The following is a 22,550-nucleotide window of genomic DNA, read 5'->3' as shown; positions in this document are numbered from 1 at the left end:
TGGGAAGCCCCACATGGGGGGCATGGACAAGCGCCCGACCCTCGACTCACCCATCCTCGACTCATCGACCCCAGCCCCCGGCCGCCGCCTCGGCTTTCCGGTGGAGGGGCTGTCCTGCGCCTCCTGCGTCGGGCGGGTGGAGCGGGCGCTGCGCGCCCTGCCCGGAGCCTCGGAGGTCTCGGTGAACCTCGCCACCGGGCGGGCCGAGCTGCGCCTGCCGGGTCCGGGCGCCGCGGCCGTGGAGGCGATCGCCCGGGCGGGCTACGCGGTGCCGGAGGCCGTCACCACCCTCGAGATCGGGGGGCTGTCCTGCGCCTCCTGCGTCGGGCGGGTCGAGCGCGCCCTCGCCGCCGTCCCGGACGTCACGGCGGCCGCCGTCAACCTCGCCACGGGCCGGGCCGAGATCCGCCACCCGGAGGGTCTGGTCGCGCGGGCGGATCTGGAGGCGGCCGTCGCCAAGGCCGGCTACGAGCCGCTGGCTCCGGCCGAGGCGCCGGTCGCGGCCGGCAAGAGCCGCCGGGACCGCGAGGGCGAGGCCCTGCGCCGGGACCTCGCCGCGGCCGCGATCCTGTCCGCGCCCGTCGTCGTCCTCGACATGGGCGGCCACCTCGTGCCGGCCTTCGGCCACGCGGTGCACGGGGCGCTCGGCGCTTGGGCCGGCTGGCTCCAGGCCGAGCTCGCCACGCTCGTGCTCGCCGGACCCGGCGCCCGCTTCTTCCGCCAGGGCCTGCCCGCCCTGGTCCGCGGCCACCCGGACATGAACGCCCTCGTGGCCCTCGGGGCGGGCGCCGCCTACGGCTATTCGCTGGTCTCGGTCCTGGCGCCCGGCCTCCTGCCGCCGGGCACGGCGCATCTCTACTTCGAGGCGGCGGTGCTCATCGTCACCCTGATCCTCCTCGGCCGCACCCTGGAAGCGCGGGCCAAGGGGCGCACCGGCGAGGCCATCGCGCGCCTGATCGGCCTCAGCCCCGCCACCGCGCGGGTGATCCGCGACGGCGTCGAGACGGAGGTGGCGCAGGCGAGCCTCCGGCGCGGCGACGTGGTCCGGGTGCGCCCGGGCGAGCGCATCGCCGCCGACGGCGTGCTGCTCTCCGGGTCGAGCTACGTCGACGAGAGCATGATCACCGGCGAACCGGTGCCGGTGGCCAAGGCGCCCGGCGATCGCGCGGTGGGCGGCACGCTCAACACCCATGGCAGCTTCGACCTGCGGGTGGACACCGTCGGGACCGAGACCGTGCTGGCCCGGATCGTCCGCATGGTCGAGGCGGCCCAGGGCGCCAAGCTGCCGCTCCAGGCCCTGGTCGACCGGGTGACGGGCTGGTTCGTGCCGGCCGTGATCGCGGCGGCGCTGGCGACCTTCGCGGGCTGGCTCGCCTTCGGCCCGAGCCCGTCCCTGGGCCTGGCGCTCGTCAACGCCATCGCGGTGCTGATCATCGCCTGTCCCTGCGCCATGGGCCTCGCGACCCCGACCTCGATCATGGTCGGCACCGGCCGCGCGGCGGAGCGCGGCGTGCTGTTCCGCAACGGCCAGGCCCTCCAGCGCCTGCGCGAGGTCCGCGTGGTCGCCTTCGACAAGACCGGCACGCTCACCCTCGGCCGCCCGACGCTCACCGACCTCGTCGCCGCGCCGGGCTTCGCGGCGGAGGAGGCCCTGCGCCTCGCCGCCAGCCTCGAGACGCGCTCCGAGCACCCCGTCGCCCGCAGCCTGGTGGCGGCGGCCGACGCGCGCGGACTGGCGCTCGGGACCGTGACGGCCTTCGAGGCGCAGCCCGGCTACGGCATCGCCGGCACGGTGGACGGCCGCTCCGTCGCCGTCGGGACCCGGCGCTTCCTCGACCGTCTCGGCATCGCCGCCGAAGCCCTCGAGGCCGAGGCCGCCCGCCTCGGGGGCGAGGGCCGCAGCCCGCTCTGCGTCGCCGTCGACGGGCGCCTCGCCGCCCTCGTGGCGGTGGCGGACCCGGTCAAGCCCGGCGCGGCCGAGGCCGTGGCGGCGCTGCGCGCCCGCGGCCTCGTCGTGGCGATGGTCACCGGGGATGGCCGCGCCGCCGCCGAGGCGGTGGCCCGGAGCCTCGGCATCGAGACCGTGTCGGCCGAGATCCTGCCCGGGGGCAAGGTCGCGGCGGTGCAGGCCCTGCGCGCCCGCCACGGCGCCGTGGCCTTCGTGGGCGACGGCATCAACGACGCGCCGGCGCTCGCCGAGGCGGATGTCGGGCTCGCCATCGGCACCGGCACCGACATCGCGGTGGAGGCCGCCGACGTGGTGCTGATGTCGGGTGCCCTCGCGGGCCTCGTCACCGCGATCCGGCTCTCGGCCGCGGTGATGCGCAACATCCGCCAGAACCTGTTCTGGGCCTTCGCCTACAACGTCGCGCTGATCCCGGTGGCGGCGGGCCTGCTCCACGCCTTCGGCGGGCCGCTGCTCTCGCCGGTGCTGGCGGCCGGCGCCATGGCGCTGTCGAGCGTCTTCGTCCTCGCCAACGCCCTGCGCCTGCGCCGGGCCGGCGGCCGGGAGGGAGCGGACCAGAGGGCGGCGGCATGAATGCGGGCGCGGTCACCATCGGCGAGGCCGCCAGCGCCACCGGCGTCTCGGCCAAGATGATCCGCTACTACGAGGAGACCGGCCTGCTGGCCCCGGCCGAGCGGACGCCCGGCGGCTACCGGCTCTACGCCCCGGCCGATCTCCACGCCCTGCGCTTCGTGCGCCGGGCCCGCGACCTCGGCTTCACCCTGGAGGACATCCGGGCGCTCCTCGCCCTCTGGCACGACCGCGCGCGGGCGAGCGCCCAGGTCCGCCGCCTCGCCCTCGACCACGTGGCGGACCTGCGCGGCCGGATCGCCGCGCTGGAAGGCATGGCCCGCACCCTGGAGGACCTCGCTGCCCATTGCGGGGGCGATGCCCGGCCCGACTGCCCGATCCTCGACGACCTCGCCGCCGGTCCCCAGGAGGCGCCACGCGATCCCGAAGGCGCGCCACGCGAACCCGAAGGCGCGCCATCCGGCTTCCGGGACGCGCCCGGCGCGACACCGCGGCAGGGGGAGCGCGACCCCGAAGCGCCGCCTTCCCGGCGCGGCAAGCGTTGACCCTGTCCCTGGCCTCTTGTTTGCTGCGTGGGCACCGTCGCAACCCCGGCGCGTCCCCCTTGAGAGCCGTCGCCTCTCGAAAGTCGCTGTCCATGCCCGTCCTCGACCGGATCGCCGCCTTCGCGGACGAGATCGCCGCCTGGCGCCAGGATCTCCACGCGCATCCCGAGCTGCAATACGACGTCCACCGCACCGCCGGCTTCGTGGCCGACAAGCTGCGGGCCTTCGGCTGCGACACGGTCGCCACCGGCATCGGCCGCACCGGCGTCGTCGGCGTGATCCGGGGCCGCGCCCACGGCTCGAACCGCGCCATCGGCCTGCGCGCCGACATGGACGCCCTGCCGATCCAGGAGGCGCGCGACCTGCCCTACCGCTCCACGGTGCCGGGGAAGATGCATGCCTGCGGGCATGACGGGCACACCGCGATGCTGCTCGGCGCCGCGAGGTATCTCGCCGAGACCCGCGACTTCGACGGCACGGCGGTGCTGATCTTCCAGCCGGCGGAGGAGGGCGGCGGCGGCGGCGAGGCCATGGTCCGCGACGGGCTGATGGAGCGCTTCGGCGTCGAGACGGTCTACGGCATGCACAACATCCCGGGCCAGGCGCTGGGCACCTTCGCCATCCGGCCGGGCCCGATCATGGCCTCCACGGACCGCTTCACCATCACCATCGAGGGCCGGGGCGGCCACGCCGCCCAGCCGCACAACGCCATCGACAGCGTGCTGGTGGCGAGCCACGTGATCACGGCCCTGCAATCGGTGGTGTCGCGCGCGGTCGATCCCCTGGAGAGCGCGGTGGTCTCGGTCTGCGCCCTGGAGGCGGGGGAGGCCTTCAACGTGCTGCCGCAATGCGTGGTCCTGCGGGGCACCATGCGGGCGCTCTCGAAGCCGATGCGGAGCCTGATCCAGGACCGCATCACCGAGATCGTCACCCACGTGCCCCGGGGCTTCGGCGCCGCGGGCACCATCGACTTCAACAGCGGCTACCCGGTCACCGAGAACCATCCGGCGGAGACGGACTTCATCGCCGACGTGGCGGCGGGCCTCGTCGGCGAGGCGGGCATCGACCGGGCGGTGGCGCCCATGATGGCGGCCGAGGATTTCTCCTACATGCTCGCCCATCGCCCCGGCGCCTACATCTTCCTCGGCAACGGCGACAGCGCCGGGCTGCACCATCCGGACTACGACTTCAACGACGCCGCCGCGCCCTACGGCGCCTCGCTCTGGGCCCGGGTGATCGAGACGGGGCTGCCGATCCGGGGCGCCTGAGGCGGACCGGCGCGGGGCTCGCCCGCCTCGAGGGCGCTGCGTCTCCCGGCCCCCGCGGCCTCGATTGAGATTGCGGTCCCGGCGGTCTATGCACGGACCCCATGGACCTCCAAGCTTCCGCGAGCCGATCCGTGGCTCCCCTGGCCTGCAAGGCGCCGCCGCACGGGACCGCGGCGCCGTTCCTGCCGATGAGCCGCGCCGAGATGGCGGCGCTCGGCTGGGATTCCTGCGACATCGTGCTGGTGACGGGCGACGCCTACGTGGATCATCCGAGCTTCGGCATGGCCATCATCGGCCGGCTGCTCGAAGCGCAGGGCTTCCGGGTCGGCATCATCGCGCAGCCCGACTGGCACTCGGCGGAGCCGTTCAAGGCGCTGGGCCGGCCGGCGCTGTTCTTCGGCGTCACCGGCGGCAACCTCGATTCGATGGTGAACCGCTACACGGCGGACCGTCGCCTGCGCAGCGACGACGCCTACACGGCGGGCGGGGAGGGCGGCGCCCGCCCGGACCGCTGCACCATCGTCTACACGCAGCGCTGCCGCGAGGCCTACAAGGACGTGCCGATCATCCTCGGCGGCATCGAGGCCTCCCTGCGCCGGATCGCGCACTACGATTACTGGTCCGACAAGGTCCGCCGGTCGATCCTGGCGGACGCGAAGGCGGATCTTCTCATCTACGGCAATGCCGAGCGCGCCGTGGTCGAGGTGGCGAACCGCCTCGCGGCCGGCGCGGCGCCGAAGGACCTCGATTCGGTCCGGGGCGTCGCCCTGTTCCGCCGCGTGCCCGCCCATTATGCCGAGCTGCCCGCCGACGATCTCGATTCGGCGGACGAGGCCGCCGCCCGCCGGCCCGGCGAGACCGTGATCCGGCTGCCCGCCTACGACGAGGTCAAGGACGACAAGGAGGCCTATGCCCGCGCCTCGCGCGTCCTGCACCGGGAGGCGAACCCCGGCAATGCCCGCCCGCTCGTCCAGCGCCACGGCGACCGGGACCTGTGGGTCAACCCGCCGCCGATCCCGCTGACCAGCGACGAGATGGATGCGGTCTACGACCTGCCCTACGCGCGGGCCCCCCATCCCTCCTACGGCGACGCGAAGATCCCCGCCTGGGACATGATCAAGTTCTCGGTGACGATCATGCGCGGCTGCTTCGGCGGCTGCACCTTCTGCTCCATCACCGAGCACGAGGGCCGCGTCATCCAGAACCGCTCGGAAGGCTCGATCCTGCGCGAGATCGAGCTGATCCGCGACAAGACGCCGGGCTTCACGGGCGTGATCTCGGATGTGGGTGGACCGACCGCCAACATGTACCGGATGGCCTGCAAGGACCCGAAGATCGAGGCGGCGTGCCGGCTGCCCTCCTGCGTCTTCCCGGACATCTGCCCGAACCTGAACACCTCGCACGACGACCTGATCCGCCTCTATCGCAAGGTCCGCGAGGTGGAGGGCGTCAAGAAGGTGATGGTCGCCTCCGGCGTGCGCTACGACCTCGCGGTCCGGAGCCCGGAATACGTCGAGGAACTCGTGACCCACCATGTCGGCGGGCGCCTCAAGATCGCGCCCGAGCACACCGAGCGCGGCCCCCTCGACCTGATGATGAAGCCGGGCATCGGCACCTACGACCGCTTCAAGGAGATGTTCGACGCCGCCGCCAAGAAGGCCGGCAAGAAATACTACCTGATCCCGTATTTCATCGCGGCGCATCCGGGCACGACCGACGAGGACATGATGAACCTCGCGCTCTGGCTCAAGAAGAACGACTATCGCGCCGATCAGGTGCAGACGTTCCTGCCCTCGCCGATGGCGACCGCCACGACCATGTACCACACCGAGATCAACCCGTTGCAGGGCGTGCGCCGCGGCGGCAGCGAGCCGGTCGACGCGATCAAGGGGATGCGGCAGCGCCGGCTGCACAAGGCGTTCCTGCGCTACCACGACCCGGAGAACTGGCCCCTGTTGCGCGAGGCCCTGAGGGAGATGGGCCGCGCCGACCTGATCGGGCCGAGGCCGGACCAACTCGTCCCGCTCTCGCAGCCGTCGGGCACGGGCGCGGGCAAGGGGCGGGGCCAGACCGGCCCCGCGCGCCATCCGGGCGCGCCGCGTTTCACCACGAAGGGCGTGCCGCTGCGGAAGTGACGGGCTGCGCCCCGTCGCTCGTCGGCGGTTCCGGATGGCACGCCGCCGGCGCGCCCCTCCGCGTCCGGGCTGCGATTACTCCGGCTGTCGCCTGTCGGCAGAAGAGGAAGGTGGGGCCCGCTCCCCTGGCCTCCGACCCTGGCACCCCGTCATCCCGGGGCCGCGCAGCGGAACCCGGGACCCAGACGCACAGGGGGTGCAGGACTTGAAACCGTCGGCGGTTCTGGATGGCACGCCGCTGGCGCGCCCCTGCGGGTCGGGGCTCGCCTGCGGCGCCCCGGACTGACGGGGTTTGGACTCTTCGCGAGGGGATAGAGGTGGGCCCGGCTCCACCGGTCCCGAACATGGCACCCTGCCATCCCCGGGCCGGAATCCAGGCGCGCAAGGTGGTGCCGAAACCGACGCCGTCGGCGCCCCGCGGCGAGGGCGCGGCGTCTGGTCCCGACGGCGAGGGGAGCCGAGCGCCCCGCTCAGGCCGGGCGGTTGGCGGTCCCGCCGAGGTGGAACACCCGGTGCGGTACCAGTTCGCCGCGCTCGACGTCGCCCACCGCCACCAGGATGCCGCCGCAGGTGGCGAAGGCCTTGCCCTCCACCGGGGCGTCGCGTCCGCGCAGGATCACCGGCTGGCCGCGCATCAGGCGCAGGGCCATGTCGCGGGAGACCGGCACCGAGGGCACCGCGTCGAGGGCGGTCTCGACGGGATGGAGATGGCCGGCATTGCCGTCCGGCCCGGCTTCCTCGAGGGTGGCGACCTGGCAGGAATCCGCCTCCGTGAATGGGCCGACGCGGGTGCGGCGCAGGGCCGAGACGTGGCCGTAGCAGCCGAGCAGACGGCCGAGATCGCGGGCGATGGCGCGGACATAGGTGCCCTTGCCGCAGGCGGCCTCGATCACGGTGCGCTCGGGGCTGTGCTCCACCACCGCGAGATGGTCGATCTGCACCGGGCGCGCCACCAGCACCACCTCCTCGCCGTCGCGGGCGAGGTCATAGGCGCGTTCCCCGGCGATCTTGATCGCCGAGTAGCGCGGCGGCACCTGCTCGATGGCGCCGATGAAGGTCGGCAGCGCCGCCTCGACGGCCTCCCGGGTCGGGCGCGCTTCGCTGGTGGCGACGGGACGGCCCTCGGCGTCGTCGGTGTCGGTCTCGATGCCCCAGGTCACCGTGAAGATGTAGGCCTTGCGCCCGTCCATCACGAACGGGACCGTCTTGGTCGCCTCGCCGAGCGCGATCGGCAGGATGCCGGAGGCCAGCGGGTCGAGGGTGCCGGCATGGCCCGCCTTCTTGGCGTTGAAGGCGCGCTTCACCACCGCGACCGCATGGGTCGAGGTCATGCCCACGCCCTTGTCGAGGATCACCCAGCCGTTGACGTCGCGGCGCTTCGGCCGGTCCGGGCGCGGCGCGCCCCGCGGCGGACGACGGCCCTCGGCGGCCATGGGCCGGTCCGCCGGGTTCGGCGGCGCTGAGCCCTCGGTGCGCTCGACGGTCGGTTCGTTGATCATGGGGGTCCTCGGTCACTGATCATAGGGGGCGGGCGGCCCGCTCGGCGCCGTCATCCGTCCCGTTCGGGGTTTGCCGTCCTCGGGGTCTCCGCCGCTCCGGGCCGGAGAATCGGCACCGCTTTTCCGCGCGGCGGGCGTCAGGCCGCGTCGGGGTCCGACGCGCCGTCCTCTGTCTCCACGGCCGGCGATTCGAGATCGCGCCGTACCTTATCAGTCCGCAGCAGGGCGTCGATCCGGTCGGCCTCGTCGAAGGTCTCGTCGCGCAGGAAGCGCAGGTCGGGCGCGTATTTCAGGTTCACCCGGCGGGCGACCTCCTGGCGCAGCGCCTTCTTGTTGCGCGCGAGCGCGGCGAGCACCGGCGCCTCGTCGAGGCCGCCGAGCGGCATGATGTAGGCGGTGGCGAGCTTCAGGTCCGGCGACATCCGCACCTCCGGCACCGTGATGACATGCGCGCTCAGGACCGGGTCCTGGATGTCCCCGCGCTGGAGAACCTCGGCGATGGCGTGGCGGATCAGCTCGGCGACGCGCTGCTGGCGCTGCGAGGGTCCGGTGGGTGTCTGTCTCTGGGCCATGTCGGATTCTGATCGTCTTGTCGTCGAAACGGTTCGACACCGGCGCGCCGGGAGCCGCGGACGATGCGTCGCTGAAACGGAACATCGAGGTGCCGCCGCACGGAAACGCCGAGCCGGCCGGAAACGAAGCGGACGTCGAAGGCGACCCTCTTAGCCCAGATCGGCCTCCGGGATATAGGCCTGTCGCGCAGGTTTCCGCGTCGTCCCCGGCGCGGAGGCGCGGGTTACGCCCGCCGGAACGAGAACGGGGCCGCGACCTCGTCGCGACCCCGCTGGTATTTCGAGCCGAATCCCCCGCTCAGAGCGTGCGGCGGATCTCCTCGACCCGGTAGCACTCGATGGTGTCGCCGGCCCGCATGTCCTGGAAGTTCTCGAAGGACATACCGCACTCGTAGCCGGCGGTGACTTCCTTCGCGTCGTCCTTCAGGCGCTTCAGCTGGGCGAGCTTGCCCTCGTGGATGACCACGCTGTCGCGGATCAGGCGGACATGGGCGCCGCGCTGGACCACACCGTCGGTGATGCGGCAGCCGGCGATCTTGCCGACCTTCGACACGTCGAAGATCTGCAGGATCTGGGCCTCGCCGAGACGCTCCTCGCGCAAGGTCGGCGGAAGCATGCCCGACAGGGTCGACTTAATGTCATCCACGAGGTCGTAGATGATGTTGTAGTAGCGGATCTCGACACCGTTCCGCTCGGCCGATTCGCGCGCTTCCTTGTGGGCCCGCACGTTGAAGCCGATGACGACGGCCTTCGAGGCCTCCGCCAGGGTGATGTCCGACTCGGTGATGCCGCCGACGCCCGCGAGCAGGATGCGCGCCGACACCTCGTCGTTGCCGAGCTTCTCCAGCGCGCCGTTGATGGCTTCGACCGAACCCTGCACGTCGCCCTTGACGACGAGAGCCAGTTCCTTGCGGCCGGCGCCCTCCTTGAGGTCGCGCATCATGTCCACGAGCGACCGATTCGCGCCACCGGTGCGGGCAGCGAGGCGCTCGCGCTTCTGGCGGGCACGGTACTCGGTGACCTCGCGGGCACGGGCCTCGTTCGGCACGACCACGACGCGGTCGCCCGCATCCGGGGTGCCGTTGAAACCGAGCACTTCGACCGGGACCGACGGGCCGGCATAGGGCACGTTCTCGCCCTTGTCGTCGATCAGGGCGCGCACGCGGCCCCATTCGGCGCCGGCCACGACGATGTCGCCGGTGAACAGGGTGCCGCGCTGGACCAGGACTGTGGCCACCGGGCCGCGACCGCGATCGAGCTTGGCCTCGATGACCGTGCCTTCGCCGTCCCGCGTCTCGTTGGCGCGCAGGTTCATGATCTCGGCCTGGAGCTGCAGGCCCTCGAGAAGCTCCGGCAGACCGTCGCCGGTCTTGGCCGAAACCTCGAATTCGAGGGTCTCGCCGCCCATGGACTCGACCTGGATGTCGTGCTGGAGCAACTCGGTGCGGACCCGCTGGGGGTTCGCATCGGGCTTGTCGATCTTGTTGATCGCCACGATCAGGGGAACGCCCGCCGCCTTGGCGTGGGAGATCGCCTCCACCGTCTGGGGCATGACGCCGTCATCGGCCGCCACCACGAGCACGACGATGTCCGTCACCTTGGCACCGCGGGCGCGCATGGAGGTGAAGGCCGCGTGGCCGGGCGTGTCGATGAAGGTGACCATGTCGCCGCTGGGGGCCGCGACCTGATAGGCGCCGATGTGCTGCGTGATGCCGCCGGCCTCGCCGGAGACCACGGTGGTCTTGCGGATCGCGTCGAGGAGCGAGGTCTTGCCGTGGTCGACGTGGCCCATGATGGTGACGACCGGGGGACGCGGATCGAGATCCTCCTCCAGCTCCGGCTCGTCACTGAACAGGCCTTCCTCGACGTCCGACTCGGCGACGCGGCGCACCGTGTGCCCGAGCTCTTCGGCGATGAGCTGCGCCGAATCCGAGTCGATCACGTCGGTGATCTTGTGGATCTGGCCCTGCTTCATCAGCAGACGGATGACATCCACCGCCCGCTCCGACATGCGGTTGGCAAGTTCCTGGATCGTGATCGTCTCCGGGATGGTCACCTCACGGGAGAGCTTCTCCTTCTGCTCCACCTGCCGGTTGCCGCTCATGCGCTGCTGGCGGCGGCGGAACGAGGCGACCGAGCGCGTGCGCTCGTCCTCGCCGGAGGTGGCGGTGGCGATCGTGAGACGGCCGCGGTTGCGGTCGCCGCCCGGTTGCTTCGGGGTCTTGGGCGGCGTGATGATCTTCAGCGGCATGCCGGGGCGGCGGATGACGCGCTTCTGCTCGCTCTCCTCCTCGGCAGCCTGCGGCCGGCCGGCCGTGCGGGCCGGTGCGACGCCACCGGCCGGACGCGCGGCGGTGGCCGCAGTCGGTGCCGTGGGCTCGGGCTCCGGCGCCGGAGCGGGACGGGCCATGAAGTTCAGGTCGCGCGGCTTGCGCACGTCGGCCGTGATGGTCTTGCGGGGCTCGGCCGTCGCCGGGCGGGCCGTGAGCGGGGGACGCGCAGCCGGACGGGCCGGCACAGTCGGAGCCGCAGGCCGGGCGGGAGCGGCAGCCGGACCGGGACGCTCCGCCGACGGGGCAGCGGGGGCCGGGGGCGCCGAGCGCACGATGGTCGGGGCCGCCGGCATCGGGGCGGTCTTCGACACGGTCGGGGCAGCGGCCGGTGCGGCATCGGCCTTCGCAGCGTCCTGAGCCGCCGCTGCGGCGGCGCGCTCTGCCTCCTCGGCGGCGCGGCGATCCTCTTCCTCCTTGCGGCGGCGGGCCTCCTCTTCGCGCTTCTTCGCTTCGGCGGCTTCACGCTCGCGCTGCTCGGCGGCCAGGCGCTCGCGCTCCGCGGCAGCTTCCGCCTCGGCACGCTTCTGCGCCTCGGCCTCGCGGCGCTTGGCGTCGGCGAGCGCGGCCGCACGGGCATTGCTCTCCTGCTCGCTCAGCGTGCGAAGCACGACGCCGTTAGCGGACCGCTGGGCCTGACGCGGCGCAGCCGGCGGCGGGGGCGGAGCCACCCGCGTCGCAGGGGCGACCGGTGTCGTCTCACGCGCGGGGGCAGCCGGCGCCGCGCCGATGACACGGCGCTTCACCGTCTCGACCACGACCTGCTTGGAGCGGCCATGGGAGAAGCTCTGACGCACCGTTCCCTGCTCGATCGGGCGCTTCAAGGACAGCGGCTTCGAAGGGGGTCTCGCCTGCGTCTTGTCGCCCGGATTGTTCGTATCGCTCATTCAGTCCAAACCCTGAGGGTTTCCATCGTCCCGTGAACCGGCAAACTGCTGTGCGCCGGGTAGATCCGTCACTTCAATCGTCGTGCAGATCGGAAACGGCCTGCCCATTGCGGGCGGAGCCGGCCTCCTCGGCCGTCGTCGCCAAACCTTCGAAGGAGCGGAGCCGACGCCAACGCGCAAGGCAGCCGGAAGCTCCGACTCCTGCGACGAGAGCCGCATGTATCACATGATCCCGACCCAAGGCCATGTCCAATTCTTCGTTGGACAGGTCATCGATGACGGGTATGCCCGATATGGCACTGCCATGCCGCCGGTGCAATGCCGCGACGATCTTGCGCCGTCCATCCGCGCTGCCGTCGGAAGCTTGAATCACAGCCGCGACGCCGGTCTTGTCGCCGATCGCCGCCTCGACCTTGGCGAAGCCCGCCACCACGCAGCCGGCCTTGTTGGCCAGCGACAGCGACTGGCGCAGATCGGATCGAAGCCCCTCCGCGATCCGGTCGGAGAGATCGATGGCGACGGCGTCCTTGGTCTTGAAGGCGCGCTGGAAGGCGCGTCGCTTCACCGCCTCGTCAACCACCGCACGGGTCGGCGTGAGCCAGGCACCGCGGCCGGGCAGGCGTGCCCGCAGGTCAGGGACCACGGTGCCGTCGGGTCCGAGCACGAAGCGGATCAATCCGGCGGGTGGCTGAGACACGCGGGTGACGAGGCATGTGCGCAGAGCATTGGCGCGACCCCGCCCCAGCCCCGTATCGAGCAACGTGCTCGGGTCCGGCTCGGCGGCGGCGTCGGTCACGTCTGCGATTTCGCCCGTCATGCGGCGTCGGTTTCTCTCGTCGTCCCGGACACATCCCCGCGATCCGCGATCGCGGGGTCCTCGATTCGCCGCCTCAGGCCGAGGCCGGCTCCTCGTCGGCGGCCTCGGATGCCTCTTCTTCCGTCGGCGCCTCGATCCAGCCGGCATGCACGCGGGCCGCCATCACCATGGCCTCCGCCTCGGCCCGCGAGACCTCGAAACCGTCGAGGTAACCGGCATGGCGCTTGGCCTCCGGACCGCGTCCCTCGGTGTAGCCGACGAGATCGTCGGTGGCGCACCCGGCCAGATCCTCGATCGTCTTCACGTCGTTCTCGCCGAGGGCCACCAGCATCGGCGTGGTGATGCCGTCGATCTCGCGCAGTTCGTCCTGCACGCCGAGTTCCTGACGCTTGGCATCGAACTCCGACTCGACGCGGGCAAGATGATCCTGGGCGCGTGCCTGGATCTCGGTGCCGCTCTCCTCGTCGAGGCCCTGGATGTTGGCGAGTTCGCCCGGCTCGACATAGGCGATCTCCTCAACGTTGCGGAAGCCTTCCGCCGCCAGGAGCTGGCCCACCGTCTCGTCGACGTCGAGGGCTTCCATGAAGATCGCGGTGCGCTCGGAGAACTCCTTCTGCCGGCGCTCGGACTCTTCGGCTTCAGTGAGAATGTCGATGTCCCAGCCCGTGAGCTGCGAGGCGAGACGCACGTTCTGGCCGCGGCGGCCGATCGCCAGCGAGAGCTGATCGTCGGGCACCACCACCTCGATGCGGTCGGCCTCCTCGTCGAGCACGACCTTCACGACCTCGGCCGGCTGGAGTGCGTTGACGATGAATGTCGCCTGATCCTCGGACCAAGGGATGATGTCGATCTTCTCACCCTGCAACTCGCCGACGACCGCCTGGACGCGGGAGCCGCGCATGCCCACGCAGGCGCCGACCGGATCGATCGAACCGTCGCGCGAGATCACCGCGATCTTGGCGCGGGAGCCGGGATCGCGGGCCACGGCCTTCACCTCGACGATACCGTCGTAGATTTCCGGCACTTCCTGGCCGAACAGTTTGGCCATGAACTGCGGATGCGAGCGCGACAGGAAGATCTGCGGCCCGCGCACCTCGCGGCGCACGTCGAACAGGTAGGAGCGAATGCGGTCGCCCGGACGGAAGGTCTCGCGCGGGATCATCTCGTCGCGCCGCACGATACCCTCGCCACGGCCGAGGTCGACGATGACGTTGCCGTACTCGACGCGCTTCACGAGGCCGTTCACGACCTCGCCGATGCGGTCCTTGTATTCGTCGAACTGGCGGTCGCGCTCGGCGTCGCGGACCTTCTGGACGATGACCTGCTTGGCCGACTGAGCGGCGACACGGCCGAAATCGAAGGGCGGCAGGGTGTCGGAGATCACGTCGCCCACGAGGGCGCCGGGGTTGTAGCGGCGAGCCTGCTCCAGGGTGACCTCACGGGCATCGTTCTCGACCTGATCGACCACTACGAGGTGGCGCGACAGTCGGAGCGCCCCGGTCTTCGGGTCGATCTCGGCATGCACGTCGGTCTCGGCGCCGTAGCGGGAGCGGGCGGCCTTCGCGATGGCTTCCTCCATCGCGTCGATGACGATGGATCGGTCGATTACCTTTTCACGGGCGACCGCTTCGGCGATCTGCAGGAGTTCGAGCCTGTTGGCGCTGACGACAGCCATCGGTTTTCGTCCTTCTCTTCGTCGTGTTCCGGCGCGATCCCCTCCGCCGCTGGGCAGGGTGGGGATTCGGGCGTGTTAGTGGAGCTTGCCGTCTTCTTTCACCCGCACCGCCTTGGTGCGGACGGGCTTCGCCTTGTTCCGGGCCTTGACGGCGAGACTCTCCTCTGTCTCGACCTTCACGGGCTTCGGCCGCTGCGACGCCTTCGGCTTCAAGGGACGGGAAATCTTCTTCTTGAGCGGGGCAGGGGCCGGTTCGGCTTCGATCTCCGCCTCGTCCTCGTCTGAGTCGTCCGTATCGTCGTCGAGGACGGGCGGACCGCCGCGGCGCAGGGACTCTCGGACCAGTTCATCCGTGAGCACCAAGTAGGCATCGCCGAGGTCGCGCAGCGGCAGGTCGATGCGGCTCGGCAAGCCTTCCTTCACGTCGGGCAAATCGATCGGTACGGTAAGCCCATCGGGGTTCGGCGCGCCGATGATGCCGCGGAAGCGCTTGCGGCCTTCCATCGGAACGGCAAGCTCGACCTTGGCCTCGTAGCCGGCCCAGCGCGCGAAATCGACGGCCCGCACCAGCGGCCGGTCGATGCCCGGCGAGGAGATCTCGAGATAGTAGGGCTTGCCGATCGGGTCATCGAGATCGAGCAGCGGCGAGATCGCCCGGCTCACCGCCTCGCAATCGTCCACCGTCATGGTGCCGTCCGGCCGCTCGGCCATGATCTGCACCGTGCAGCCGTTGGCGCTCGACACCTTCACCCGGACCACGCGATAGCCCAGGCCCTGGATCGAGCCTTCGATGACCTGCACCACCCGCGCGGCAACACCGGTCTCGGTGATGAGGCGCTTCTCGGTGAGCTCGCTGTTGTGGTTGTCCGCCATGCTGCGCTTGAAGTCCGGCCTTGTCCGAGGCGATCCGGCGCGGGAGGCATTGCGGCAATAAAAAAGAGCGGACCCGGTGGGGCCCACTCCCGAACCGCAGTCTCACAACTGCAACCAGAACTGATGTTTCCGAAGTTAGGCCGGTTCGCCTCGATTTTCAAGGTGTTTTGAGGCGGTCGACAATGGGTTTCCGCATACATCTCTCGGAAGGGAGAACCGTCGGCCATCGCCTTGCAGTGGGCGCGGCCGGCAATCTTGAACTCGATCGGACGATCTGCGTCCGCCTCCGGAGCCCCGCGGTGTCCGACGATTGGGGCAAAAGAAAACGCCGCCCCGCCTGAGGGACGGCGTCGATGATCGTCGTGGACCCGGTCCCGAAATCCGTGGCCCGGCGTCGAAACTTAGGCGGCCGCCTGCGACCGCTTCAACAGCTTCCGATTCACCAGCATCTCGGCGATCTGCACGGTGTTGAGCGCCGCGCCCTTGCGCAGGTTGTCGGCGACGCACCAGAACGAGAGGCCATTCTCGACCGTGGCGTCCTCGCGGATGCGGGAGACGTAGGTGGCGTCCTCGCCAGCGGCCTCGTGCGGGGTCATATAGCCGCCGGGCTCGCGCTTATCGACCACCATGAGGCCGGGGGCCGAGCGCAGGATCGCGGTGGCCTGCTCAGCCGAGATCGGACGCTCGAACTCGACGTTCACGGCTTCCGCATGGCCGATGAAGACCGGCACGCGCACGGCAGTGGCCGTGAGCTTGATCTTGGGGTCGAGCATCTTCTTGGTCTCGGCGACCATCTTCCACTCTTCCTTCGTGTAGCCATCCTCCATGAATACATCGATGTGCGGGATGACGTTGAAGGCGATGCGCTTGGGGAACTTCTCGGCCTTGATCTCGCCGGCGGTGAAGACCGAACGGGTCTGCTGGAAGAGCTCGTCCATGGCGTCCTTGCCGGCGCCGGAGACCGACTGGTAGGTCGCCACCACCACGCGCTTGATCGTGGCCGCGTCGTGGAGCGGCTTCAGCGCGACCACGAGCTGTGCCGTGGAGCAGTTCGGGTTGGCGATGATGTTGAGCTTGGAGAAGCCGTGGATGGCGTCCGGGTTCACTTCCGGAACGATCAGCGGCACGTCCTGATGGTAGCGGAAGGCCGAGGAATTATCGATCACGACGCAGCCGGACTGGCCGATGCGCGGCGACCATTCCTTCGAGGTCTCGCCGCCGGCGGACATCAGGCAGATGTCGGTGTCGGAGAAGTCGTAGGAATCGAGGGCCTTCACCTTCAGGATCTTGTCGCCGAAGGACACTTCCTGGCCGGCCGACCGGCGCGAGGCGATCGCCACCACCTCGTCAGCCGGAAAGGCGCGCTCGGACAGGATGTCCAGCATCTCGCGGCCCACATTGCCCGTGGCACCCACGACGGCGACCTTGTAACCCATTGCTCATCACTCCGCTCTGCGTGGGCGCCGGGGGCCGGCGCGGCGCCACCGGTCTGGCGAGCCGCAGCGTCCGGTCCGGCGCCGTTCTCAAGCCTCCCTGCCGTGCGCCGAGCCGCCCGGGCGGCCGGCGGCCCGCCGGCCGCGAAGGTTCGCGGCCCGATTCCGGTCCGCACCGTCTGGCGCCCGCCGCATCGCAGCATGAGTCGCCAAGCGCGGGAGCAAGACGCCTCGCTCCCGCCGCTGTCAAGGGTCGCGCGCCTCGATCACGCCACCAGGGCGGCCGGGGTGGCGCCGAGGGTGTCCCGGGCCTCCGCCAGGATCGCGTAGGAGCGCCGCCGCGCCGCCTGGTCGTGGATCGCCGCCGCGACCATGATCTCGTCGGCGCCGGTCTCCCGGATCAGGTCGGCGAGTCCCTGCCGCACCGTCTCGGGCGAGCCGACGAGGGCGCGCGCCAGCATCCGCGAGGCCTGCGCCTTCTCGTGCGGGGCCCAGTAGCTCTCGATGTCGTCGATCGGCGGACGCAGGAGACCGCGCGTGCCGCGCACGAGGTTGGTGAATTGCTGCTGGGCCGAGGTGAAGAGGCGGCGTGCCTCGGCGTCGGTCTCAGCCGCGACCACGTTGACGCCGATCATCGCGTGCGGGCGGCTCAGCTGCGCCGAGGGCTGGAAACGCTCGCGGTAGATGGCGAGCGCCGGCAGGAGCTGGTCCGGGGCGAAGTGCGAGGCGAAGGCGTAGGGGAGTCCCAGCATCGCGGCGAGCTGGGCACCGTATGTGCTCGAGCCGAGGATCCAGAGCGGCACCTTCAAGCCTGTTCCGGGAACGGCCTGGACCGCCTGCCCGGGCTGCGGATCGCCGAGGAGCGCCTGCAACTCCAGCACATCCTGCGGGAAGGTGTCGGCGGCGTCGGGCGAACGCCGCAGCGCCCGGGTGGTGCGTGGATCGGTGCCGGGCGCGCGCCCCAGGCCGAGGTCGATCCGGCCGGGAAACAGGGTCTCCAGCGTGCCGAACTGCTCGGCGATCACCAGGGGCGCGTGGTTCAGCAGCATGATGCCGCCGGCGCCGACGCGGATCGTGCGGGTGCCGGCCCCCACGTGCCCGATCACGACGGCGGTCGCCGCGCTGGCGACGCCGATCATGTTGTGATGCTCGGCCAGCCAGAATCGACGGTAGCCGTGCTCCTCGGCGTGGCGGGCGAGGTCCAGGCTGTTGCGCAGGGCTTCAGCGGGTGTCGCGCCCTCGGGCACGAAGGCGAGGTCGAGGACGGAAAGGGGGATCATGGCTTCCTAATCTGTATCTCGCGGTGCTGCCCCGGGACTTCAGATCGCGACGGGCACGGCCCACTGCAAGCCGGGGCCGGCATGTGCCGTCCGCATGGGTCGATACCAAGGATTCACCCTGTCACCCGAAAGCCGGCCCCACTGTGGATTCGGAAACCCGGGCTTGGCGGGGCGCGGAGCAGAATCGCGTCTGGCGGCGCAGGGCCGCCGGAGAACCCCGGAACGCGATGCGGACGGTATGCGAGCAGGATGACATCGGTGCGGGCAGCGAGGATGCGCATCGGGGGCGGTCGACCCGGCCGCTGGCCCGCCTCCTACAGGTTCTGGTGGCCGGAACGGTGGTCGCGGGTCTGAGTCTCGCAGCGCGGAGCGGAGCATCCGCACCGACCGTGCCGCCGGCGGAGGTCTCGATCGGTGCCGCCTACGGACCGGCCTCGGCGCAGGCGGTCAGGCCGGCCCTGCCGCTCGCCCAGACGGCGCCGCGCTTCCGCCTCGATGATCCCGAGGCGATCGAGGCCCCGCGCGCGGAGTCCGCCCGCCGCAATCCAACCAGCGGGCACCGGGAGGACATCCTGGTCCAGGGTGGCTTCGACACCATCGAGGCACCCGATCTGCGCCTCATTCTGACCGAGGCCTCCGAGTCCGAGGCGAGCCCTGGCCTGTTCATCACCCTGGCCCGGCGGGCCGCGGACGGTCAGGCCCTGGCCGTGATCCGCACCGGCGAGCGGGGCACGATCGAGACGAAGTTCGGCCCAATGGAAACTCTGGAGGTGACGCTGGGCGGCGAGGGCAAGCGGGCCTGTACCGGTTTCGCCAGCCTGACCCGCGGGACGCTTCGCCTCGACGGCTGGCTCTGCGCGCCCCTCGGTCAGGCGCCGGAGCCGCGCGCCGTGACGTGTCTCCTCGACAAGGTCGCATTGAACGGCCAAGCTTGGCCGGAGATGTCGGCCGCCTTCGCGGCGATCGAGAGCCGTCGCGATCCGGGCTGCGGGCCGCGGGCGGCGGTGCCGACGCGGGATTTCGGCGGCGAGACCGGATCGCTTCCGGACCGGGGCACACGAAAAAATGAGGCCAAACTGCGGCGATCTCGCGAAGCGCGGCCATAATCCGGGAACCTCGACCGCGCTGGCACGTCTTCATCCCATACGAAGGCCTCAGTTTCTTAAGGAAGCCCGGCCTACAGTCCCACAGCTTCAACGAAGGTGCGTCATGCGCTCTATCTCGATTGCCCTGATGGGTGCCCTCACGCTCGCAGCCGTCGGCGCGAACACCGCCGCCGAGGCCCAGGGACGCTACGCGCCGGCCGGCTACCGCGTCAGCCAGCCGCTGCCGATCCGTATCCGTCCGCGCAGCTGGCTGGATGCCGGCAACGTGGTCGAGGCGAACAATGGTTCGGTCAGCAACCCGGCCACCAACCCGCAATTCATCACCGCGAGCTATCTGAACTCGCCGCCCTACGGCCGCAACGATCGGTTCGGCGGAGGCATCCTGCCAGACCCGATCACCAACGGCCCGTTCATCGGCGCCCGCTCCAGCGCGATCCGCAACGTCGACTTTTCGGCCGTCGATGCGATCGACCCGACGTCGTACGTGTCTCGCTTCGGCAACCCCTACTAAATCCGGCACCAACAGCCGGACACGCGACGGGCCCCTCACGGGGCCCGTTTTCGTTTGGTCTTTCGTCGAATCGGAGGTCGCGAGCCCTCTCAGCCCGCGGCGTGCCGCAGCTCGCGAATGATCGCGTCACCCATCTCGGCGGTGCTGACCGGCGTGACGCCCTCGGCGGCGATGTCCCGGGTCCGCGCACCGGAGGCGAGAGTGCGGGTGACGGCGGCGTCCAGCAGGTCGGCCGCCTCGCCGAGACCGAACGAGTAGCGCAGGCACATGGCGAGCGAGCCGATCATGGCGATCGGGTTCGCGTATCCCTTGCCGGCGATGTCCGGCGCCGAACCGTGGACGGGCTCGTAGAGGGCCTTGCGGCTACCCTTGGCATCGACGGCACCCAGCGAGGCGGAGGGGAGCATGCCGAGGGAGCCGGTGAGCATCGCCGCGACGTCCGAGAGCACGTCGCCGAACAGGTTGTCGGTGACGAGGACGTCGTACTGCTTCGGGCGGCGGACCAGCTGCATGGCGCAGTTGTCGGCGAGAACGTGCTCGAGGCTGACGTCGCTGTACTCGGCATGGACCCGGGTCACGACCTCCTTCCAGAGGACGCCCGACTTCATCACGTTGTGCTTCTCGGCCGATGCGACGCGGCCCGAGCGCTTGCGCGCCAGGTCGAAGGCGACGTGGGCGATCCGCTCGATCTCGCCCGTGGTGTAGACCTGCGTGTCGACGGCGCGCTTGCTGCCGTCCGGCAGGGTGGTGATCTCCTTCGGCTCGCCGAAATAGACGCCGCCCGTGAGCTCGCGCACGATCATGATGTCGAGGCCCTCGACCAGTTCGCGCTTCAGGGCCGAGGCTTCGGCCAGCGCCGGGTAGCAGATCGCCGGGCGCAGGTTGGCGAAGAGGCCGAGGTCCTTGCGCAGGCGCAGGAGGCCCGCCTCGGGCCGGATCTCGTAGGCGACGTCCGCCCATTTCGGGCCGCCGACCGCGCCGAGCAGGATGGCGTCGGCGGCATCAGCCCGGGCCAGGGCCTCGTCGGTGAGCGGCTTCCCATGGGCGTCGATGGCGCTGCCGCCGACGAGGTCGCGCTCGATCTCGAAGTGGGCCAGACCCAGCGCGTCCAGGGCGCCGATCACCTTCTCGACTTCCGCCATCACCTCGGGGCCGATGCCGTCGCCGGGAAGGAGGAGGAGCTTGTAGGAGGTCATGGGATCAACTCGCGATGGATGTTCGAAGGCCGAGGGCGGTCAGACCGCCGTCGGATCTGGCGTCAGACCTTGCGGGCCACCGTGAACCGCGCCGCCTGGCGCAGCGTCTCGGCCCTGTCGCCCCAGGATGCCACGGCCTCCTCGCAGACACCGACGAGGCGGTCGCACTCGGCGCGGGCGCCATCGAGGCCGAGACGGTCGACGAGGGTCGCCTTACCGGCATCCTTGTCCTTCCCGGTGGCCTTGCCCATGGCCTCGGACGAGGCCTCGCGGTCGAGGATGTCGTCGGCGATCTGGAAGGCCTGCCCCAGGGCGTGGCCGTAGCGCAGCAGCGCCTTGCGCTGGTCCGGCGTCGCGCCGCCGACGATCGCGCCGGCCTCCACCGAGAACGCCAGGATCGCGCCGGTCTTCATCGCCTGGAGCTGCAGCGTGTCGTCGACGTCCAGGGAGACGGGGCCGAAGCGCCCTTCCGCCCCGAGGTCGAGGAGCTGGCCGCCCACCATGCCGCCGAGGCCGGAGGCCTTGGCGAGGCCGAGCACGAGGTCGGCGCGCACCGACGGGTCGGGCTGCCAGGCGGCGTCGGCCAGGATCTCGAAGGCCAGGGTCTGGAGGGCGTCGCCCACGAGGATCGCGGTGGCCTCGTCATAGGCCTTGTGCACGGTGGGTTTGCCGCGGCGCATGTCGTCGTCGTCCATCGCCGGCATGTCGTCATGGACGAGGGAGTAGCAGTGCACCAGCTCGATCGCCGAGCCGGCCGCGAGCGCGCCGGTCTCAGAGCCGCCGAGCATCCGGGCTGTCTCGATGGCGAGGAAGGGACGCAGGCGCTTGCCGCCACCGAGGACGGCGTGGCGCATCGCCTCCATCAGGCGCACCGGCCGGGTGATCTCGCCGGCCTGCGTCTCGGGGCCCAGGCGCTCCGCGAGATAAGCCTCCACCGTGTCCGCGGCCGCGGCAAGCCTGTGGGAAAACGCATCGACCGGGGCATCCGCCTTGACCGAAGCGTGGGATCCTTGCGTTGAGGTCATGTTCGGTCGGGCCTTCGGTCAGACGGTGTCGTGTCGTGGGCGGGGGGAGGTTCGAATTCAGGAGCGGGAGGAGAGCGCGGAGCGGCCGTTGCGGCAGGTTTCGGCGCGCCCGATACCGACGCGCGAGGCATCCGGCCGGCGGCGGAGCAGAGGCTTGCGGCGGATCGTCAATCTCATCCTGCTCCTCCCCGTCATCGGCCTCGTCCTCTTATTGTCGCTCGCGCTCGTCTATAGTGCGCTGACCCCGCCCTCAACCCTGATGCTGGGACGATGGTTGACGCTGAAGCCCGTCGACCGGCAGGCGGTCGGCCTCGACGCGATCTCGCCTTACCTCGTTCAGGCGGTCATTGCCTCGGAGGACCAGCGCTACTGCCTGCACAACGGTGTAGATTGGGGCGCCCTGCGCGACGTGGTCGACGACGAGGAGGGCCCGAGCCGGGGCGCCTCGACGATCCCGATGCAGACCGTAAAGAACGTGTTCCTGTGGCCGGGCCGCTCGGTGATCCGCAAGGCCCTGGAGATTCCTCTCGCCCTGATGGCCGACACGCTGTGGGGCAAGCCGCGCACCATGGAGATCTATCTCAACATCGCCGAGTGGGGGGAGGGGGTGTTCGGCGCCGAGGCCGCGGCGCGGCGCTGGTTCGGCAAGCCGGCCCGCGTCCTGACCCGCGGCGAGGCGGCCCTGCTCGCCGCCGTGCTGCCGAACCCGATTCTGCGTAACCCCGCCCTGCCGTCGCGGGGCGTGCGCGCCCAGGCCGCCCGCATCCAGACGCGGATGAACGGCGTCTCCGGCCTGATGGGCTGCCTGAAACGGTAGCCCGGCGCGACGGGATCGGCTACCTGCCGCCCCAGATCTGCCGAC

17 protein-coding genes are annotated in these 22,550 nt (G+C 70.9%); 7 read left to right on the top strand and 10 right to left on the bottom strand.

Going from position 1 to position 22,550, the window contains the following annotated elements:
* Positions 1–13 precede the first annotated feature (13 nt).
* The 4 genes from ACXJY8_RS15770 to ACXJY8_RS15755 all read left to right on the top strand — a co-directional run bounded on the left by ACXJY8_RS15770 (position 14) and on the right by ACXJY8_RS15755 (position 6,484).
* A complete protein-coding gene (locus ACXJY8_RS15770; protein WP_463770476.1) occupies positions 14–2,539 on the top strand; it encodes a heavy metal translocating P-type ATPase in 2,526 nt (841 codons plus the stop codon).
* Positions 2,536–3,081, top strand: a complete 546-nt coding sequence (gene cueR / locus ACXJY8_RS15765; RefSeq protein WP_463770474.1) for a Cu(I)-responsive transcriptional regulator — start codon at positions 2,536–2,538, stop codon at positions 3,079–3,081. Before ACXJY8_RS15770 ends, cueR begins: the two co-directional genes overlap by 4 nt.
* A gap of 92 nt (positions 3,082–3,173) precedes the next feature.
* On the top strand, positions 3,174–4,349 hold the full coding sequence (locus ACXJY8_RS15760) for a M20 aminoacylase family protein (RefSeq protein ID WP_463770472.1): 1,176 nt from the start codon (positions 3,174–3,176) through the stop codon (positions 4,347–4,349).
* A gap of 101 nt (positions 4,350–4,450) precedes the next feature.
* A complete protein-coding gene (locus tag ACXJY8_RS15755; RefSeq protein ID WP_463770470.1) occupies positions 4,451–6,484 on the top strand; it encodes a YgiQ family radical SAM protein in 2,034 nt (677 codons plus the stop codon).
* A gap of 470 nt (positions 6,485–6,954) precedes the next feature.
* Here the strand turns inward: ACXJY8_RS15755 and truB are convergent, their stop codons facing one another.
* The 8 genes from truB to ACXJY8_RS15715 form a co-directional block, all read right to left on the bottom strand.
* Positions 6,955–7,983, bottom strand: a complete 1,029-nt coding sequence (gene truB, locus ACXJY8_RS15750; RefSeq protein ID WP_463770468.1) for a tRNA pseudouridine(55) synthase TruB — start codon at positions 7,981–7,983, stop codon at positions 6,955–6,957.
* A gap of 137 nt (positions 7,984–8,120) precedes the next feature.
* The gene (rbfA, locus tag ACXJY8_RS15745; protein WP_463770466.1) at positions 8,121–8,555 is read right to left on the bottom strand and encodes a 30S ribosome-binding factor RbfA; all 435 of its coding nucleotides are present in this window, start codon (positions 8,553–8,555) and stop codon (positions 8,121–8,123) included.
* Between the two features lie 298 nt (positions 8,556–8,853).
* Positions 8,854–11,772, bottom strand: coding sequence for a translation initiation factor IF-2 (gene infB, locus ACXJY8_RS15740; RefSeq protein ID WP_463770464.1), 2,919 nt, complete (start codon positions 11,770–11,772; stop codon positions 8,854–8,856).
* Positions 11,773–11,845: 73 nt separating this feature from the next.
* Positions 11,846–12,589: an RNA-binding protein gene (locus tag ACXJY8_RS15735; RefSeq protein WP_463770462.1), complete on the bottom strand. Its 744-nt coding sequence runs from the start codon at positions 12,587–12,589 to the stop codon at positions 11,846–11,848.
* 73 nt (positions 12,590–12,662) lie between these two features.
* The gene (gene nusA, locus ACXJY8_RS15730; RefSeq protein ID WP_463770460.1) at positions 12,663–14,264 is read right to left on the bottom strand and encodes a transcription termination factor NusA; all 1,602 of its coding nucleotides are present in this window, start codon (positions 14,262–14,264) and stop codon (positions 12,663–12,665) included.
* A 75-nt stretch (positions 14,265–14,339) separates the two neighbouring features.
* On the bottom strand, positions 14,340–15,137 hold the full coding sequence (gene rimP, locus ACXJY8_RS15725) for a ribosome maturation factor RimP (RefSeq protein ID WP_463770458.1): 798 nt from the start codon (positions 15,135–15,137) through the stop codon (positions 14,340–14,342).
* A gap of 401 nt (positions 15,138–15,538) precedes the next feature.
* On the bottom strand, positions 15,539–16,573 hold the full coding sequence (locus ACXJY8_RS15720; RefSeq protein ID WP_463770456.1) for an aspartate-semialdehyde dehydrogenase: 1,035 nt from the start codon (positions 16,571–16,573) through the stop codon (positions 15,539–15,541).
* 263 nt (positions 16,574–16,836) lie between these two features.
* Positions 16,837–17,850 (bottom strand): LLM class flavin-dependent oxidoreductase, encoded by a 1,014-nt coding sequence (locus ACXJY8_RS15715; RefSeq protein ID WP_463770454.1) that lies wholly within the window; start codon positions 17,848–17,850, stop codon positions 16,837–16,839.
* 227 nt (positions 17,851–18,077) lie between these two features.
* Here ACXJY8_RS15715 and ACXJY8_RS15710 point away from each other — a divergent pair, with 227 nt between their 5' ends.
* Positions 18,078–18,956, top strand: a complete 879-nt coding sequence (locus tag ACXJY8_RS15710; RefSeq protein ID WP_463770452.1) for a hypothetical protein — start codon at positions 18,078–18,080, stop codon at positions 18,954–18,956.
* A gap of 103 nt (positions 18,957–19,059) precedes the next feature.
* On the top strand, positions 19,060–19,467 hold the full coding sequence (locus ACXJY8_RS15705) for a hypothetical protein (protein WP_463770450.1): 408 nt from the start codon (positions 19,060–19,062) through the stop codon (positions 19,465–19,467).
* Positions 19,468–19,556: 89 nt separating this feature from the next.
* On the opposite strand, the gene leuB is transcribed toward ACXJY8_RS15705, so the two are convergent.
* Complete coding sequence (leuB, locus tag ACXJY8_RS15700) at positions 19,557–20,663, bottom strand: 3-isopropylmalate dehydrogenase (protein ID WP_463770448.1); 1,107 nt, start codon at positions 20,661–20,663, stop codon at positions 19,557–19,559.
* Positions 20,664–20,725: 62 nt separating this feature from the next.
* Positions 20,726–21,688, bottom strand: coding sequence for a polyprenyl synthetase family protein (locus tag ACXJY8_RS15695; RefSeq protein WP_463770446.1), 963 nt, complete (start codon positions 21,686–21,688; stop codon positions 20,726–20,728).
* Between ACXJY8_RS15695 and mtgA the strand changes: the two genes are divergently transcribed.
* On the top strand, positions 21,687–22,505 hold the full coding sequence (gene mtgA, locus ACXJY8_RS15690; RefSeq protein ID WP_463770444.1) for a monofunctional biosynthetic peptidoglycan transglycosylase: 819 nt from the start codon (positions 21,687–21,689) through the stop codon (positions 22,503–22,505). The two genes, ACXJY8_RS15695 and mtgA, sit on opposite strands and share 2 nt — an antisense overlap.
* Positions 22,506–22,550 lie beyond the last annotated feature (45 nt).

Source organism: Methylobacterium sp. TK31 (assembly GCF_055361545.1).
This window is presented reverse-complemented; position numbering and strand designations above follow the sequence as displayed.

Excerpts from the sequence above, each read along its gene's own strand:
- cueR (WP_463770474.1), top strand. The coding sequence starts at position 2,536 with ATGAATGCGGGCGCGGTCACCATCGGCGAGGCCGCCAGCGCCACCGGC.
- leuB (WP_463770448.1), bottom strand. The coding sequence starts at position 20,663 with ATGACCTCCTACAAGCTCCTCCTCCTTCCCGGCGACGGCATCGGCCCC.
- ACXJY8_RS15695 (WP_463770446.1), bottom strand. The coding sequence starts at position 21,688 with ATGACCTCAACGCAAGGATCCCACGCTTCGGTCAAGGCGGATGCCCCG.
- ACXJY8_RS15720 (WP_463770456.1), bottom strand. The coding sequence starts at position 16,573 with ATGGGTTACAAGGTCGCCGTCGTGGGTGCCACGGGCAATGTGGGCCGC.
- ACXJY8_RS15735 (WP_463770462.1), bottom strand. The coding sequence starts at position 12,589 with ATGACGGGCGAAATCGCAGACGTGACCGACGCCGCCGCCGAGCCGGAC.
- ACXJY8_RS15755 (WP_463770470.1), top strand. The coding sequence starts at position 4,451 with ATGGACCTCCAAGCTTCCGCGAGCCGATCCGTGGCTCCCCTGGCCTGC.
- mtgA (WP_463770444.1), top strand. The coding sequence starts at position 21,687 with ATGTTCGGTCGGGCCTTCGGTCAGACGGTGTCGTGTCGTGGGCGGGGG.
- rbfA (WP_463770466.1), bottom strand. The coding sequence starts at position 8,555 with ATGGCCCAGAGACAGACACCCACCGGACCCTCGCAGCGCCAGCAGCGC.
- ACXJY8_RS15760 (WP_463770472.1), top strand. The coding sequence starts at position 3,174 with ATGCCCGTCCTCGACCGGATCGCCGCCTTCGCGGACGAGATCGCCGCC.
- nusA (WP_463770460.1), bottom strand. The coding sequence starts at position 14,264 with ATGGCTGTCGTCAGCGCCAACAGGCTCGAACTCCTGCAGATCGCCGAA.
- ACXJY8_RS15705 (WP_463770450.1), top strand. The coding sequence starts at position 19,060 with ATGCGCTCTATCTCGATTGCCCTGATGGGTGCCCTCACGCTCGCAGCC.
- infB (WP_463770464.1), bottom strand. The coding sequence starts at position 11,772 with ATGAGCGATACGAACAATCCGGGCGACAAGACGCAGGCGAGACCCCCT.
- truB (WP_463770468.1), bottom strand. The coding sequence starts at position 7,983 with ATGATCAACGAACCGACCGTCGAGCGCACCGAGGGCTCAGCGCCGCCG.
- ACXJY8_RS15715 (WP_463770454.1), bottom strand. The coding sequence starts at position 17,850 with ATGATCCCCCTTTCCGTCCTCGACCTCGCCTTCGTGCCCGAGGGCGCG.
- ACXJY8_RS15710 (WP_463770452.1), top strand. The coding sequence starts at position 18,078 with ATGCGGACGGTATGCGAGCAGGATGACATCGGTGCGGGCAGCGAGGAT.
- rimP (WP_463770458.1), bottom strand. The coding sequence starts at position 15,137 with ATGGCGGACAACCACAACAGCGAGCTCACCGAGAAGCGCCTCATCACC.
- ACXJY8_RS15770 (WP_463770476.1), top strand. The coding sequence starts at position 14 with ATGGGGGGCATGGACAAGCGCCCGACCCTCGACTCACCCATCCTCGAC.